This is a genomic window from Achromobacter piechaudii NBRC 102461 (assembly GCF_001571245.1).
Taxonomy (GTDB): Bacteria; Pseudomonadota; Gammaproteobacteria; order Burkholderiales; family Burkholderiaceae_B; genus Achromobacter; species Achromobacter piechaudii.
This window is the reverse complement of the sequence record NZ_BCTK01000005.1, coordinates 98,784-113,363: the sequence shown is the minus strand read 5'-3', so window position 1 is coordinate 113,363 and position 14,580 is coordinate 98,784. Positions and strand designations below refer to the sequence as shown.

Annotated in this window: 13 protein-coding genes; 8 read left to right on the top strand and 5 right to left on the bottom strand. The window is 65.8% G+C overall.

The window, feature by feature from the left end:
- Nucleotides 1-147 precede the first annotated feature (147 nt).
- Complete coding sequence (locus API01S_RS07180; protein ID WP_050728080.1) at nucleotides 148-1,377, top strand: nucleoside recognition domain-containing protein; 1,230 nt, start codon at nucleotides 148-150, stop codon at nucleotides 1,375-1,377.
- A gap of 91 nt (nucleotides 1,378-1,468) precedes the next feature.
- Here API01S_RS07180 and pyk read toward each other — a convergent pair whose 3' ends face one another.
- Complete coding sequence (gene pyk, locus API01S_RS07175) at nucleotides 1,469-2,911, bottom strand: pyruvate kinase (protein ID WP_006217547.1); 1,443 nt, start codon at nucleotides 2,909-2,911, stop codon at nucleotides 1,469-1,471.
- A gap of 105 nt (nucleotides 2,912-3,016) precedes the next feature.
- Between pyk and API01S_RS07170 the strand changes: the two genes are divergently transcribed.
- Complete coding sequence (locus tag API01S_RS07170; protein WP_006217546.1) at nucleotides 3,017-4,159, top strand: glycerate kinase; 1,143 nt, start codon at nucleotides 3,017-3,019, stop codon at nucleotides 4,157-4,159.
- 125 nt (nucleotides 4,160-4,284) lie between these two features.
- Here the strand turns inward: API01S_RS07170 and rsmA are convergent, their stop codons facing one another.
- The 3 genes from rsmA to API01S_RS07155 are packed head-to-tail and all read right to left on the bottom strand — an operon-like array spanning nucleotide 4,285 to nucleotide 9,062.
- Nucleotides 4,285-5,070: a 16S rRNA (adenine(1518)-N(6)/adenine(1519)-N(6))-dimethyltransferase RsmA gene (gene rsmA, locus API01S_RS07165; RefSeq protein WP_006217545.1), complete on the bottom strand. Its 786-nt coding sequence runs from the start codon at nucleotides 5,068-5,070 to the stop codon at nucleotides 4,285-4,287.
- Nucleotides 5,071-5,088: 18 nt separating this feature from the next.
- Nucleotides 5,089-6,675: a peptidylprolyl isomerase gene (locus API01S_RS07160; RefSeq protein ID WP_050728082.1), complete on the bottom strand. Its 1,587-nt coding sequence runs from the start codon at nucleotides 6,673-6,675 to the stop codon at nucleotides 5,089-5,091.
- A complete protein-coding gene (locus API01S_RS07155) occupies nucleotides 6,672-9,062 on the bottom strand; it encodes an LPS-assembly protein LptD (protein ID WP_050728083.1) in 2,391 nt (796 codons plus the stop codon). The genes API01S_RS07160 and API01S_RS07155 overlap by 4 nt, the downstream gene beginning before the upstream one ends.
- A 168-nt stretch (nucleotides 9,063-9,230) precedes the next feature.
- Between API01S_RS07155 and API01S_RS07150 the strand changes: the two genes are divergently transcribed.
- The 6 genes from API01S_RS07150 to API01S_RS07125 all read left to right on the top strand — a co-directional run bounded on the left by API01S_RS07150 (nucleotide 9,231) and on the right by API01S_RS07125 (nucleotide 14,255).
- Nucleotides 9,231-10,271, top strand: a complete 1,041-nt coding sequence (locus tag API01S_RS07150) for an aminoglycoside phosphotransferase family protein (protein ID WP_050728084.1) — start codon at nucleotides 9,231-9,233, stop codon at nucleotides 10,269-10,271.
- The gene (gene murU / locus API01S_RS07145; protein WP_061303985.1) at nucleotides 10,271-10,957 is read left to right on the top strand and encodes an N-acetylmuramate alpha-1-phosphate uridylyltransferase MurU; all 687 of its coding nucleotides are present in this window, start codon (nucleotides 10,271-10,273) and stop codon (nucleotides 10,955-10,957) included. Before API01S_RS07150 ends, murU begins: the two co-directional genes overlap by 1 nt.
- 149 nt (nucleotides 10,958-11,106) lie before the next feature.
- Nucleotides 11,107-11,805 (top strand): DUF6776 family protein, encoded by a 699-nt coding sequence (locus API01S_RS07140; RefSeq protein WP_039882778.1) that lies wholly within the window; start codon nucleotides 11,107-11,109, stop codon nucleotides 11,803-11,805.
- 142 nt (nucleotides 11,806-11,947) lie between these two features.
- A complete protein-coding gene (locus tag API01S_RS07135; RefSeq protein WP_050728086.1) occupies nucleotides 11,948-13,573 on the top strand; it encodes an FAD-dependent oxidoreductase in 1,626 nt (541 codons plus the stop codon).
- Nucleotides 13,570-13,797, top strand: a complete 228-nt coding sequence (locus tag API01S_RS07130) for a hypothetical protein (protein ID WP_006217536.1) — start codon at nucleotides 13,570-13,572, stop codon at nucleotides 13,795-13,797. The genes API01S_RS07135 and API01S_RS07130 overlap by 4 nt, the downstream gene beginning before the upstream one ends.
- Nucleotides 13,794-14,255, top strand: a complete 462-nt coding sequence (locus API01S_RS07125; protein ID WP_050728087.1) for a MarR family winged helix-turn-helix transcriptional regulator — start codon at nucleotides 13,794-13,796, stop codon at nucleotides 14,253-14,255. Before API01S_RS07130 ends, API01S_RS07125 begins: the two co-directional genes overlap by 4 nt.
- Here API01S_RS07125 and API01S_RS07120 read toward each other — a convergent pair.
- A complete protein-coding gene (locus API01S_RS07120) occupies nucleotides 14,252-14,578 on the bottom strand; it encodes a 4a-hydroxytetrahydrobiopterin dehydratase (protein ID WP_006217534.1) in 327 nt (108 codons plus the stop codon). The genes API01S_RS07125 and API01S_RS07120 overlap by 4 nt on opposite strands.
- Between the last annotated feature and the right edge of the window lie 2 nt (nucleotides 14,579-14,580).

Below are 14,580 nucleotides of genomic sequence, written 5' to 3'. Positions count from 1 at the left end.
AGTGTCCCTCACTGTTATGGCCCTAGGGCGGTTCGGACCAAAGTACCAGAATTGGCGTGGCGCGGCCAAGCTGGCAAGGGCTGACTCTGCGACAATGAGCCTCCCCGCGCTGGTGCGCAATCAACCGCTGTCCGGGCATCGTTACGCATGCTGAATAAACTCTGGCTGGGCTTCTTCCTGACCGCCGCCGCCGCCGCGCTGTACCGCTGGCTGGCCATCGGAGACCCCGACGTCTTTCGGCTGATGGTGGCCAGCCTGTTCGACATGGCGCGCGTGTCCGTGGAAGTCATGGTGCTGCTGTTCGGCACGCTGACCTTGTGGCTGGGTTTCTTGCGCATCGCCGAGGCGGCCGGGCTGGTGGAAAAGCTGGCGCGCCTGTTGGGGCCGCTGTTCGCGCGGCTGATGCCCGGCGTGCCGCGCAATCATCCGGCCATCGGCCTGATCACGCTGAACTTCGCCGCCAACGGCCTGGGCCTGGACAACGCCGCCACGCCCATCGGCCTGCGCGCCATGCGCGAACTGCAATCGCTGAACCCCACCCCCGAAACCGCCAGCAACGCGCAGATCCTCTTCCTGGTATTGAACGCGTCGTCGCTGACGCTCTTGCCCGTCACGCTGTTCATGTTCCGCGCGCAACAGGGCGCGGCCGATCCCACCCTGGTGTTCCTGCCCATCCTGCTGGCGACCAGCGCGTCGACACTGGCGGGCTTTCTGGCCGTGGCCGCGTGCCAGCGGCTGCGGCTGACCGACCCGGTCGTCATGTTGTGGCTGGGCGGCGCGGCGCTGCTCATGGGCGGTTTCATGGCGCTGCTGGCCAGCATGTCGGCCACGGCCATCGCCGCGCTGTCTTCGCTGATGGGCAACCTGGCGTTGTTCGGCATCCTCTTGGCTTTCCTGGTCGTGGGCGCCTGGAAGAAAGTGCCGGTCTACGAAACGTTCATCGAAGGGGCCAAGGAAGGTTTCGACATCGCCAAGAGCCTGTTGCCCTATCTGGTGGCCATGCTCTGCGCGGTGGGCGTGCTGCGAGCCTCGGGCGCGCTGGACTTCCTGCTGGACGGCATCCGTTGGCTGGCGCTGCAAGCCGGCTGGGACACGCGCTTTGTCGATGCCTTGCCGACCGCCTTGGTCAAGCCGTTTTCGGGCAGCGCGGCGCGCGCAATGATGCTGGAAACCATGACCCACTTCGGCGTGGACAGCTTTCCCGCCCTGCTGGCCGCCGTGATGCAGGGCAGCACCGAAACCACCTTCTATGTGTTGGCGGTCTACTTCGGATCGGTGGGGATACTGCGGGCTCGCCACGCCGTGGGCTGCGCGTTGATCGCCGATGCGGCCGGCGTCATGGCGGCCATCGGCGTTTGCTACTGGTTCTTCGGCTGAAACGCTTTCGCTTTCGCGCCAGGCGCGAGGCCGGTACGCATCAACGCCAGGCGGGGCGCGTGCCTCGCCTGACGCGGACCTCGATGCGGCCTCAATCGACCATCAAGATCTTCATGCCATTGGTGCCGCCGCTGTCGCGGTAGAAGTCGCCCTTGGTCAGGATGACCCAGTCGCCCGTCTTGACCAGATTGCGCTTGCGCAGTTCGTCGATGGCGGCGTCGCTCAGGTCGGCCGGTTCGTAATCCGACGGCGCGAACGGAATCGTGTAGACACCCCGGAACATCGTCACGCGGTTCTGCGTCACGCTGTGCGGGCTGTAGCAGTAGATCGGCACGCCCGAGCGGATGCGCGACATGATCAGCGGCGTGTGGCCGCTTTCGGTCAGCGCGATGATGGCTTTCACACCCGGAAAGTGGTTGGCCGCGTACATGGCGGCCAGCGCGATGGTCTCATCGCAACGCGTGAAGGTCTCGCCCATGCGGTGATGCGACACGGTCGAGGTCGGGTGCTTTTCCGCGCCCAGGCAGACACGCGCCATGGCCTGCACCGTTTCAACGGGGTATTGGCCCGATGCGCTTTCGGCCGACAGCATGACGGCGTCGGTGTAGTCCAGCACTGCGTTCGCCACGTCCGACACTTCGGCGCGCGTGGGCATGGGGCTGGAGATCATGGACTCCATCATCTGCGTGGCGGTGATGACCACCTTGTTCAGCGTGCGCGCGTGCTGGATGATGCGCTTCTGGATGCCGACCAGTTCGGCATCGCCCACTTCCACGCCCAGGTCGCCGCGCGCGACCATCACGCCGTCGCTGGCGCGGATCAGCGAGTCCAGCGCTTCGTCATCGGCGACCGCTTCGGCGCGTTCGATCTTTGCGATGATCCATGCCTGGCTGCCGGCAGCAGCCAGCAAGGCGCGGGCTTCGTCGATGTCGCTGCCATAGCGCGGGAACGACACCGCAACAAAATCCAATTCCATTTCGGCGGCCAGCTTGATGTCGACACGGTCCTTGTCGGTCAGGCTGGGCGCGGACAGGCCGCCGCCACGGCGGTTGATGCCCTTGTTGTTCGACAGCGGGCCGCCGACGGTCACAGTGGTGTGGACTTCGTCGCCTTCGACGCGGTCAACCACCAGCACCACGCGGCCGTCGTCCAGCAACAACTCGTCGCCCACGCGGCAATCGGTGACCAGTTCGGGATAGTCGATGCCCACGATGCTGGCCGTGCCGGCATCCTTGGGATGCACGCGCGACAGCGTGAAGGGTTGGCCCACCTGCAACTGCACGAGCTTGTCGGTGAAGCGCGCGATACGGATCTTCGGGCCTTGAAGGTCGCCCATGATGGCCACGAAACGGCCTTGCTTGGCGGCGATGTCGCGCACCAGTTGGGCGCGGGCGCGGTGGTCGTCCGCGCTGCCATGCGAGAAGTTCAAACGGGCCACGTCAAGGCCGGCGCGGATCAACGCTTCAATGCGTTCGGGCGACGAAGTCGAGGGGCCCAGGGTGGCGACAATTTTGGTGCGGCGCAATACAGGCATGACGGTCCACTCTCGCAAAAACAACGAAAGCGCTATGGTACGCCGCCTGCGTCTGCACGGGTATCATGGCCAATAATCCGACCGACACCGAGCCCATCCGAACCCGTGAAAATCGTCATTGCTCCCGACTCCTTCAAGGAAAGCGTGTCCGCGCCCGACGCGGCGGCGGCCATCGCGCGCGGCGTCAAAGCCGCCTGTCCTGGCGCCCACACAATCTGCGTGCCCATGGCCGACGGCGGCGAAGGCACGGTGCAAGCCGTCCTGGCCGCAACGGGCGGCAAGGAACGGCAGCTCACCGTGAACGACGCGATGGGCTATAAGGTCGACGCCGTCTGGGGCCTGCTGCAAGATGGCACGGCCGTGATCGAAATGGCGGCGGCGGCCGGGCTGGAATTGGTCTCGCCTTCCAAGCGCGACCCCATGCGCGCCAGCAGCCACGGCGTGGGCGAACTGATGCTGGCGGCGCTGAACGCGGGGGCCACGCGCATCATCCTGGGCCTGGGCGGCTCGGCCACGAACGACGCGGGCGCCGGCATGCTGACGGCGCTGGGCGTGCGCTTGCTGGATGCCGATGGCAAGAGTCTGCCGCCGGGAGGCGGCGCGCTGGGCAAGCTGGCCAGCATCGACACGCACGGGCTGGATCCGCGCCTGGCCAAAATCCACATCGACATTGCTTCCGACGTCGACAATCCACTATGCGGCCCGCATGGCGCCTCGCAGGTGTTCGGCCCGCAAAAAGGCGCTACGCCGGAACAGGTGGCCACGCTGGATCAGATGCTGTCGAATTTTGCCGACGTGTGCGCGCGGCATCTGGGCGCGGACCATCGCAACGCCCCCGGCGCGGGCGCGGCTGGCGGCCTGGGCTTTGCGGCCAAGGCCTTCTTGCAGGCGCACTTTCGGCCGGGTGTTGAGATCGTGGCGGAACTGGGCGGCCTGGCCGAAGCGATCGAAGGCGCCACGCTGGTCTTCACCGGCGAAGGCCGCATGGACGCGCAGACCCTGCGCGGCAAGACGCCGGCAGGCGTGGCCCGGATCGCACAGCAAGCCGGCGTGCCGGTGGTGGCGTTGGCCGGCTCGCTCGGCGAAGGCTACGAAGCCCTGCACGCGGGCGGCATCAGCGCCGCGTTCAGCCTGGCTCCGGGACCCATCACGTTGCAACAGGCGCTGGCGGATGCCGAAAAGCTGCTGACCGAACGCGCGCGCGACGTCATGCAGCTTTGGATGGCCGCGCAGAAACGCATGTTGTGAGGGGTGTTGACTGAGGCACGCCGCTACAGCGCGTGCCATCGCGATGCACGCGATTGCGATTCGTGCGATTGCACCGCGTGCGATTGCGATGCACGCCATCGCAACGCACGCCGTACACGACTCGACTACTGAAGGATTTTCGCTTCGACCAGCGCGTCGGACAAACGGATGTAGCGGTCCACCGAGATGTCTTCGGCGCGCGCGGTGGGCGCGATGTCCAGCGCTTCCCAAGGCACTTGCGGCGCCCAGTCGGCCAGCACCCGGCGCAGCATCTTGCGGCGCTGCGAGAAGGCCCGCGCCACGACGGTTTCAAAGGCGCGCACGCTGACCGGTTGCAGGCGGTCGGCCGGCAGCGGCACCATGCGCACGATCGCCGACACCACCTTGGGCGGCGGATCGAACGCCTCGGGCGGCACATCGAACAGCTTGTGCATGCGGTAGCGCGATTGCAGCATCACCGACAGGCGGCTGAAATCGCCCGAGCCCGGTTGCGCGACCATGCGATCGATGACTTCGCGTTGCAGCATGAAATGCTGATCGCGGATATGGTCGGCCCACGTCATCAGATGGAACAGCAGCGGGCTGGAGATGTTGTAAGGCAGATTGCCCACGACACGCAGCGCGCTGCCGAACTGCGAAAAATCGACCGTCAGCGCATCGGCTTCCACGACCGTCAGGCGCGACGCTTCGAACTGCTTGCGCAGGCGCGCCGCAAGATCGCGGTCGATTTCAACCGCGGTCAGATGGTCCAGACGCTCTAGCAGCGGCCGGGTCAAGGCAGACAACCCTGGGCCGATCTCGACCACGGCATCGTCGCGGGCGGGTGCAACCGCCCGGACGATGGACTCGACGACACTTTCGTCCGTCAGGAAGTTCTGGCCAAAGCGCTTGCGCGCCTGGTGTTGAGACATGAAAAGCCCGGTATGCGTTTAGCGGTTGTTCTGCTGGATTTTTTGCTGCTTTTCAAGCCGGTTGTCGACGTAGGCCTGAGCGCGCAGTTGCTCCAGCCAGTCTTCAAAAGCAGGCTGGGCGCGACGCTCGAACAGGATCTGGCGCGCCTTCATGCGGGCCAGATCGTCGGTGGCGTCATGCTGACGGCGCTCTTCGACCTGGATCAGGTGCCAGCCGAACGGCGACTGGATCGGCGGGCTGATTTCGCCCGGCTTGAGCGCGTTCATGGCGGCTTCGAACGGCGGCACGGTTTCACCCGGGTTCAGCCATCCCAGCTCGCCGCCCTGCGGCGCGGTGGCGTCCTGCGAATACTGGCGCGCCATGTCTTCAAACTTGGCGCCACCCGACACCAGGCGCTGACGCACCTGTTCCAGGCGTTGGCGCGCGGTCTCGTCGCTCATGACGGTGGACGTCTTGATCAGGATATGGCGCGCGCGGGTCTGCATGACTTCGACGGGGCCTTGCTGCGCGGGCGCTTGCGGACGCGCGGCGGGCTGCGGCGCAGGCGTGGGCGCCGGGGCGCGCGCGGTGCGGCTGGGGGCCGGCTGCGCCGTGCCACGGTCCATCACCTTGATGATGTGGAAGCCGTTGCCGCTCTGGATCAGGCCGCTGACCTGGCCTTTTTGCAGGTTGCTGATGGCCTTGACGAACAGGTCGGGCCAGCCATCCAGCGGACGCACGCCCATCACGCCGCCTTGCAGCGCCTCGGGGCCATCGGAGGACGCAGCGGCCAGGCTGGCGAAATCATCGCCACGCTTGGCGCGCGCCAGGACGTCTTCCGCCTTCTTGCGCAGTGCTGCCAGTTGTTCCGGCGACGAGCCTTCCGGCACGCGCACCAGGATCTGCGCCAACGCGTACAACATCGGGCCCGAAGGCGCGGCGGCCTGTTCGGGCGCGGGTTGCGGCTGCGCCTGCGGTTGAGGTTCAGGCTGCGCTTGCGGCGCGGCGCCAAACGCCGGGTTGCGACGCTGGTCCTTCAGGAACGCATCGACCTCGGTGTCGGAGATGACGATATTGGAATCGACCGCGCGTTGGCGCAGGCGGTCGGTGCGGATTTCCTCGCGCAGCGATTTGCGATAGGCATCCCAGCCGGCGCCGGACTTTTCGATCTCGGCGCGCAATTGCGCCACGCTGATCTTGTTGCGCGCGGCAATCGTCTGGATGGCCTGATCGACCTGCGCGTCATCGACGCGGATACCCAGGCGGTCGGCCTCGTGGCGCTGCACGCGCTCCATGATCAGCCGCTGCAACACTTGATGCTGGAGGGTCTGATCGTCCGGCACCTGGATGCCACGGGACTTCAGCTCGGAAGAAATGCGGACCGAGGCGTCGCGCAATTCGCGCAGCGTGATGACGTCCTTGTCGACCACGGCCGCGATGCCGTCCACGAATTGTTCGCCCTTGGGCGCCGGCGCGTTTTTCTGAGCGGCGGGCGCGGCCTTGGCGCCATTGTTCGCGGCCCGGCCTGTTTGCTCGGCCGCGTGCGCGGCGGGCAGGCCGGCGCATAAGGCCAACAACAGCGCACTGCCGGACAGGCGGCGCAAAGAGTGCAACCTACGCATCATTCATACCTTTCAAATGTGGTCCCAGCCGGCACGGGCGGTGTAATGCTGGTGTAGCCGGGGATACTTCTGTTCAGCAGGTTCATCGGGTCGGTTCCCAGGGAACCCAGACCGGTCAGCTCAAGCTGGAAGAACACAGCGGAGTTGGCGTCCGTTGCCGATACAGCATAGCGCTGGTAGACCACACGGCCCACCCAGCAGCAATCGCCCTTGTACTCCACGCCGGCGATGGCCTGCGTGACGCGCGGCGATTCCGTGGTGTTGGCGACCGTGCTGGACGGCCCCGAGCGCAAGGAATAATCCACGCGGCCCACGCCGTACCAGCGCTTGTTGAACGGCCATTGCACGGCCAGGCTGACCTGGTTCTGGCCTTGCGGCTGATACTGCACGCCAGTTTGCGGATCGCGCTGATAGCGGTACGACACCGCCACCGTCGTCAGGCGTTGCGGCGACCAGCGGGCGCTGACCAGGCCGCGCGACCACTGGTTGTCGTAAGGGTTGTACTGAGCCGCCACATCGGTGCTCAGTGTATCGGTCAGCGCGGCGCTGGCGCCCACCAGGAAGTCGGAACGCACGTTTTCACGGGGCGTTTCGCCCGGCAGCGTCACCTTCTGGTCTTCAAAATACAAGCGCTGCGCCACGGCGAGCGACATGCGTTCGAAGCCGGTGTTGGCGTCCAGCCAGCGCGTGGTCAACGCGGCGGTCAGCTGGTTGGCGTTCGCGATACGGTCCCAGCCGCCGGTGTAGATGTTCTCTTCAAACGCCTGCGAGAAGCTGAAATCGGCCAGCGACGTATCGTAGACCGGCATCTTGGACTGGTCGCGGTACGGCACGCGCAGGTAATACAGGCGCGGTTCGAGCGTTTGCGTGGAAGCCTTGCCGAACAGCGAGGTATCGCGTTCGAAGATCAGGCCGGCGTCCAGCGACATGATGGGCACGGTGCGCGATTGCGAACGCGGCAGGCCATCGGCCGAACCACCGTTCAGGCCCAGCGCATCGACGCCATACCATTTGGTCTGGTACTGGGTGTAATTCACGCCCGCCTTCGGGATGACGAACCAGCCCGGGCGCACGATCGGATAGGACACGGTCGGGTAGGACTGCAAGCGGTCGCCGTCGGGATAGCGCAGCGTGGATCCGAAATCAGGCCGGCGGAAACGCACGGCGGTCGAGGTCCAATCGACGTCGAAGCCGCCCCAGTCATAGCGCGCGCCGCGCAGGTAGAGCTCGGGTTCCTTGTCATACGGCGGCACCAGCGGCGCGTCCGGGTCCTGCAACGTCTGGTACTTGTAGACCTGAGCGTACGTGCTCCAGTAGTTGGACGCCCAACCCACGCGGCCGCGCTGCGGCAGGTAGGTGGTCGAAGCCTGGTTCAGGCCCAACTGCGAGATGTCGCGGAAGTAGTTGTCGTCCGAAACCTTGGCGATGTCCCAGTCGGCGTAGAAGCCATGCGAGAACGTCTGCTGATGACGCCACCAGTACATCCAGCGGTCTTCGCTGGTGATGTTGTCATTAGGCAGATAGGTGCCGTCAATCGTGCCCACATAGGACGAACCCAGGTAGCGGAATTCGCCGCCCAGCTGCGTGCCGCGCTTGGAGAAATAGCGCGGCTGGATCGTCAGGTCGTAGTTCGGCGCCAGGTTCAGGTAGTACGGCAGCGAAAAGTCGAAACCGCCCTGGCTGGTGGTGCCGTAGGTCGGCATCAGGAAGCCCGACTTGCGCTCTTTCTTGACCGGGAAGGTCATGTAGGGCGACGCCAGGATCGGCACGTCCTTGAAATACAGCACGCCGTTGCGCGCCACGCCTTCGTTTTCGTCGAAGTCGATATCGACCGTGTTGGCCTTGATATACCAGGACGGCGTTTCGCACGAGCAGCCGCTGTACGTCACCGTGTGCAGCCGCATCTGCGACTTGCTGAAGATGTCCGCATGTTCGGCCACGGCGAAGCCACCGGTGGCGCCCATCCAGAAGTTGGGCTTTTCGACCTGGCCGGAATACTTGTCGACATTGAACTTCGCGTTCGGACCGGTCACCAGAGTGCCGTCGCGCATCATGCGGGCGCTGCCCTGGACATCGACCTCGCCGGTGTCCTTGCGATAGTTGATGCGGTCGCCCTTGATGACGCCATCGATGCGGCGCACTTGCGCGCTGCCGCTCAGGGTCAGGTTGGAATCGGGATCGCCCTCAATGCTGTCCGCTTCGAGGTACGCCGGGATGCTTTCATCCGGCAGGCGGTGCATCCGCAAACCCGGCGAAGTGCGCAGCACGGGCGCCGCGGATGTCGCGGTGGCGGCGGAGGCCGCGGGAGTCGAACCTTGGCTGCCTTGAGCCTGAACGGCTCCGGCGGCGACGCTGACAGCAGAGAGGATCAACCACCGAACCTTGCGCACGAGTGAAAACAGCCCTTTTTGACGATGGGAAAACCTGGCATCGGCGGCGAAGAACGGCCGATGCTGGTGGAAACGAGCCGGTATTATAGAGAAGCCGCGCCATACGCCCAGCCTTATGTGCGCCGAACGCAAATTTCAGCAATATTGCCCTTCTGACACGGATCTTCCTTGAAAAACGATCACGACCCCCGCCTGGTGCAGATCCGCAACTGGCTGGATAGCCTGCCTGCCGCCTTGAACCTGGCCGTGGACACGCTGCGCCCGGCCTCCGCCGACGCCAGTTTCCGCCGGTATTTCCGCCTGGATGCCGGCGAGCGCACCCTGATTGTCATGGACGCCCCCCCGGCCCACGAAGACTGCCGCCCCTTCCTGCACGTGGGCCAGCTGCTGGCCGACGCCGGACTGAACGTGCCGCGCGTGCTGGAACAGGACCTGGACCAGGGCCTGCTGCTGCTGTCCGACCTGGGCGAGCAGACCTACTACCAGCGCATCCAGGCCGGCATCCCGGACAGCGAGTTGCAGACCCTGTACCGCGAGGCGCTGGCTGCGTTGGTGCAATTGCAGCAGGCATCGACCAGCGGCCTGGCCACCTATGACGCCACCCGGCTGGCCGACGAGCTCAAGCTGTTTCCCGAGTGGTACGTGCAAAAGCACCACGGCGTGACGCTGGACGACAAGACCGCCAACGCGCTGGAAAAGATCTTCGCGCTGCTGTCGGCCAGCAACGGCGGGCAGGCGCAGGTGCTGGTGCACCGCGACTTCCATTCGCCCAACCTGATGGTGTGCGACCAGCCGCAGTACGGCCCGAATCCCGGCGTCATCGATTTCCAGGACGCGCTGGCCGGTCCCATCACCTATGACCTGGCGTCATTGGTGACCGACGCCCGCACCACCTGGGAAGAGCCGCAGCAGCTGGACTGGGCCATCCGCTACTGGGAAATGGCGCGCGCGGCCGGCTTGCCCGTCGATGCCGACTTCGCTGAATTCCATCGCGCCTACGAATGGATGGGGCTGCAACGCAACCTGCGCATCCTGGGCGTCTTCGCCCGCTTGAATCACCGCGACGGCAAGGCGCACTACCTGGCGCACATGCCGCGCGTGAACGGCTATGTCCGCCAGGTGGCGCAGCGCTACGGCGTCTTCACCCCGCTGCTGCGCCTGCTGGACCAACTGGACGACCGCCAGGTCAGCGTCGGATACACGTTCTGATGCGGGCCATGATTCTTGCCGCGGGCCGTGGCGAACGCATGCGCCCGCTGACTGACCGCCTGCCCAAGCCGCTGCTGTCGGTGGGCGGCAAGCCGTTGATCGTCTGGCATCTTGAGCGCCTGGCTGCGGCTGGCATCCGCCAGATCGTCATCAACCACGCCTGGCTGGGCCACGAAATCGAGCGCGCGCTGGGTGATGGCGGCGCGTTCGGCGTCGACATTCAGTATTCGGCCGAGGGCACCGCCCTGGAAACCGCCGGCGGCATCGCGCAGGCCTTGCCCTTGCTGGGCGATGCGCCGTTCCTGCTGATGAACGGCGACGTCTGGTGCGACTGGGATCCCGCGCAAGCGCCCGCCTTGGCGGCCGACCTGCCCGAGGGCGGCGTCAGCTTGTTGATGGTGGACAACCCGGTTCAACACCCCACGGGCGATTTCCGGCTGGCGGCGGACGGCGTCCTGCATGCCGACGGCGAACCGCGTTTGACCTACGCAGGCATCGGCGTCTACCATCCCTCGTTATTCGCGGATGTCCAGCGCGGCAAGGCAGCGCCCTTGGCGCCCCTGCTTCGGCGGGCGATGGGCCTGAATCTGGCGCGCGGCGCGCGTCATAACGGCCGGTGGATCGATGTCGGCACGCCGCAACGGCTTGCCGATCTGGACGCGGAGCTTCTCGCCGCGGCGCGCTGACGCTCACATATTTCACAATATCAAGGTGCGCAACCAGGATTGTCCGCGCACCCAACCGCCCCGGCTAACGGGGTATTCTCTGACGCTTTGGCACGCGCGGGCACCTCGCGCGAACGAGCACACACACAGGAAGTTTTCTAGGAATGGGGATGTTTGGAAGATCGCAACGGGCCGTATTCAAGCCCTCCGTGTACCAACCCGGTCAACGCACGCGACGCCTGCCGCGCTGGCTTGTCCTGCTTCTGGTGGGAATTGCCCTGGGTGCGGGCGGCGTGCTCTTCCTGCAAACCAACTACGGCCCGCAACGCCTGACGGTCGAGCAGTCCGAGTCCCTGCATAGCGAACTGAGCGCCTCCAATCTGGAACGCCAACGTCTGCAGACCCAGCTGGAAGAAGCCACCCAACAGCGCGACGCCAACAAGTCCGGCCACGAAAAGCTGACGACCGATCTGGCCGAAGCCCGCGCCCGGATCGAAACGCTGAACAAGGAACTGGTCCTGTTCCAGGACGCCATGCCGCCCGATCCGCGCGGCGGCAACCTGGGCATCCGCTCGGCCACCTTCAAGCGCGCTCCCGGCCAACTGGACTACCAGGTCTTGGTGATGCGCGAAGAGCGCACCGGCGCGCCGTTCAAGGGCACGCTGACGTTCGCCATCGAAGGCAGCTATTCCAACGGCCGCGCCGCCACCGTCACCCCGGAAGGCCCCACGCTGAATGTCGACCGCTACGATTACGCGCTGGGCCAACTGAAGCTGCCCGACGGCTTCAACGCCCGCGTCGTGGTGCTGCGCGTCATGGACGCCAACCAGAAGCAGCAGGCGATGCGCATCTATAACGTGCGCAACTAAGACGTGCGCAACTAAGCGCGCCGCGCCCGCCGAAAAACCCGCCCGATCTGATCCGGCGGGTTTTTTTACGCCTGCGAAAACTGGTTGCGCGCGCAACCTTTGACGAATATAGTTGCGCAAACAACCAAATATTGGAGACAACATGCCGCTCCCCGCGCACGTACCCGTTTTGATCGCTGGCGGAGGCCCGGTCGGCCTGACGCTGGCCGCCCTGCTGGCCGAATACGGCATCGCCTCGCTCACGGTCGAGGCCGACGACGACTATTGCAGCGGCAGCCGGGCCATCTGCATTTCGCGCCGCTCGCAGGAAATCCTGAGCTGGGCGGGCGCGGACAAACCCCTGACGGCGACCGGGCTGGCCTGGACGGGCGGCCGCAGCTACTTCCGCGACCGCGAGGTGCTGCATTTCGAAATGCCGCACGACCCCTTGCAGCGCTATGCGCCGATGGTCAACATCCAGCAATATTCGATCGAGGAATACGCGCATCAGGCGATGCAGCGCCACCCGGATCTGGCCGCGCTGCAATGGTCCGCCCGCGTGGCCGGCCTGCGCGCCGATGCGGATGGCGTCACCGTCGAGATCGACGCCGAAGGCACGCGCCAGACCGTGCGTGCCGACTGGCTGATCGCCTGCGACGGCGGCCGCAGCACCGTGCGCGAAGCCATGGGGCTGAAGCTGGAAGGCATGCAGTACGAAGGTCGCTACGTCATCGTCGACATCGAACAGGCCTCCAGCCGGCCCGTCGAGCGGCTGGCCTGGTTCGACCCGCCATCCAACCCCGGCTCGACCTTGCTGATGCATCGCCAACCCGGCAACGTGTGGCGCGTGGACTATCAGATCCGCGACGACGAAGACCCCGAAGAAGCCGTCAAGCCGGAGAACGTGCTGCCCCGCGTGCAAAGCCATCTGGACATGATCGGCGAAACCGCGCCGTGGAAGCCCTTGTGGATTTCGGTCTACAACGCCAAGTGCCTGACGCTTGCCCAATACCGCCACGGGCGAGTGCTGTTTGCCGGCGACGCCGGTCATCTCGTGCCGATCTTCGGCGTGCGCGGCCTGAATTCCGGTCTGGACGACGCCGGCAACCTGGCCTGGAAACTGGCTTGGGTATTGCAGGGCCAGGCGCCGGACAGCCTGCTGGACAGCTACAGCGTCGAACGTGTCCACGCCACCCGTCAGAATCTGGCCTATGGCGCCAAGAGCACCGAATTCATGGCCCCGCCCGATTTCGGCTTCCGCCTGATGCGCGAGGCGGCGCTGCGGCTGGCGCTGGTGGACGAGCAGGTGCGCCCCCTGATCAACCCCCGCCAATCCGCGCCGATTTCCTACGACACCTCGCCACTGAACCTGCAAGATGGCGCGCCGCAAGCCGGCTGGGCTGCCGCTCCCGGCCAGCCCGCGCCGGATGCGCGCCTGCAGGAAGGCGCGACGCCCCGATATCTCAGCGAGAATTTTGGCCGGGGTTTCGTGGTGCTGGCGCTCGCGCCCAGCGCGGCGCAGGCCCGTGAACTCGAAGCCCTGGCCGCCGCCACGCAGACCGCCCCGCAACCCTTGCGGATCGTGCGTATCGGCGCAGACGGCTGGGATGACGCGCACGGCCAGTTGCGCCAGCGCCATGGCGGGACCGATGGCGCCATCACCCTGATCCGCCCCGACGGCTATGTGCTGGGCCGCTGGTCCGCCCCGGACACCGCACAACTGCGCGCCGCGCTGGCGCCCTACTACCCCTCGATCGCCCAGCCCACAATCCAGGAAGGCCAAGCATGAACAACGACGATCTCGATCAGGTCTACACCAGCATGGCTCAGGCGCTGACGCGCGTGGGCGAATCCCAGGCGCCGCTGTTTCTGTCGATATTGGGTTTGTCGCTACTGAGCCGCCAGCCCGACGCGGCCACCGCGCTGGCGCTGCTGGCCCAGGCCGAAAGCGCCTGCCTGTCCGAAGGCGCTGTGGCAAACTATCCCGCCGCCACCACCCCTCGCCCGACGTGAAACCGCCTGCCCTGGAACGATTCCTGACGTATCGCCTGCACGTGCTCAACAAGATCACGGACCGGGATACGAATCGCGCCTATCTGGAAGACTGCGGCATCCCCTTGGGCGAAGCGCGCTGCCTGGCCGCCATCGGGCGTTATGCGCCGCTGTCGGTCAACGATCTGGCGCGCGCGGCCAATCTGAACAAGGGTCAAGCCAGCCGTTCGGCGCAGGCGCTGGTGGATCGCGGGCTGGTCGAAAAAGCGCTGTCCGCCTCGGACGGGCGCGGCGTGGTGCTGACGCCCACCGCCGCAGGCATGACGCAGTATCAACGCGTGGTGGACCTGATCGCCCGCCGCAACGACGAAATCTTCGGCTGCCTGGACGCCGAAGAACAGCGCGCGCTTGGCGCGATGCTCGATCGCCTGATCGAGCACCTGCAAGCGCGCGAAGACGGCACGGACGACGAGGCCTAAGCGTCCGACTTCGGCGCGGTCGCGCCCAGATGCTCGGCGGCCTCGTCCATGAACTGCGCCATGCGCACGTCCAGCTCGGTCACCCCGCCGGCATCGTGTGTGGTCAGCGTCACATCCACCCGGTTGTAGACATTGGTCCACTCCGGGTGGTGATTCAGCTTTTCCGCGAACATGGCGACGCGCGCCATGAACCCGAAAGCCGCGTTGAAGTTCGGAAAGCGGTAGCGCTTTTCAATGGCGTCGCGCATGGCTGCGGCTTGCCAACCGGTCAGCGCGGCCACGGCGGTATCGGTGCCGATACGGGCGGGGGGGAACATGCTCATGA

Bases quoted from the DNA above. Each gene is read 5' to 3' on its own strand.
- API01S_RS07180 (WP_050728080.1), top strand. From the start codon at position 148: ATGCTGAATAAACTCTGGCTGGGCTTCTTCCTGACCGCCGCCGCCGCC.
- pyk (WP_006217547.1), bottom strand. From the start codon at position 2,911: ATGCCTGTATTGCGCCGCACCAAAATTGTCGCCACCCTGGGCCCCTCG.
- rsmA (WP_006217545.1), bottom strand. From the start codon at position 5,070: ATGTCTCAACACCAGGCGCGCAAGCGCTTTGGCCAGAACTTCCTGACG.
- API01S_RS07160 (WP_050728082.1), bottom strand. From the start codon at position 6,675: ATGATGCGTAGGTTGCACTCTTTGCGCCGCCTGTCCGGCAGTGCGCTG.
- murU (WP_061303985.1), top strand. From the start codon at position 10,271: ATGCGGGCCATGATTCTTGCCGCGGGCCGTGGCGAACGCATGCGCCCG.
- API01S_RS07140 (WP_039882778.1), top strand. From the start codon at position 11,107: ATGTTTGGAAGATCGCAACGGGCCGTATTCAAGCCCTCCGTGTACCAA.
- API01S_RS07135 (WP_050728086.1), top strand. From the start codon at position 11,948: ATGCCGCTCCCCGCGCACGTACCCGTTTTGATCGCTGGCGGAGGCCCG.
- API01S_RS07130 (WP_006217536.1), top strand. From the start codon at position 13,570: ATGAACAACGACGATCTCGATCAGGTCTACACCAGCATGGCTCAGGCG.
- API01S_RS07120 (WP_006217534.1), bottom strand. From the start codon at position 14,578: ATGAGCATGTTCCCCCCCGCCCGTATCGGCACCGATACCGCCGTGGCC.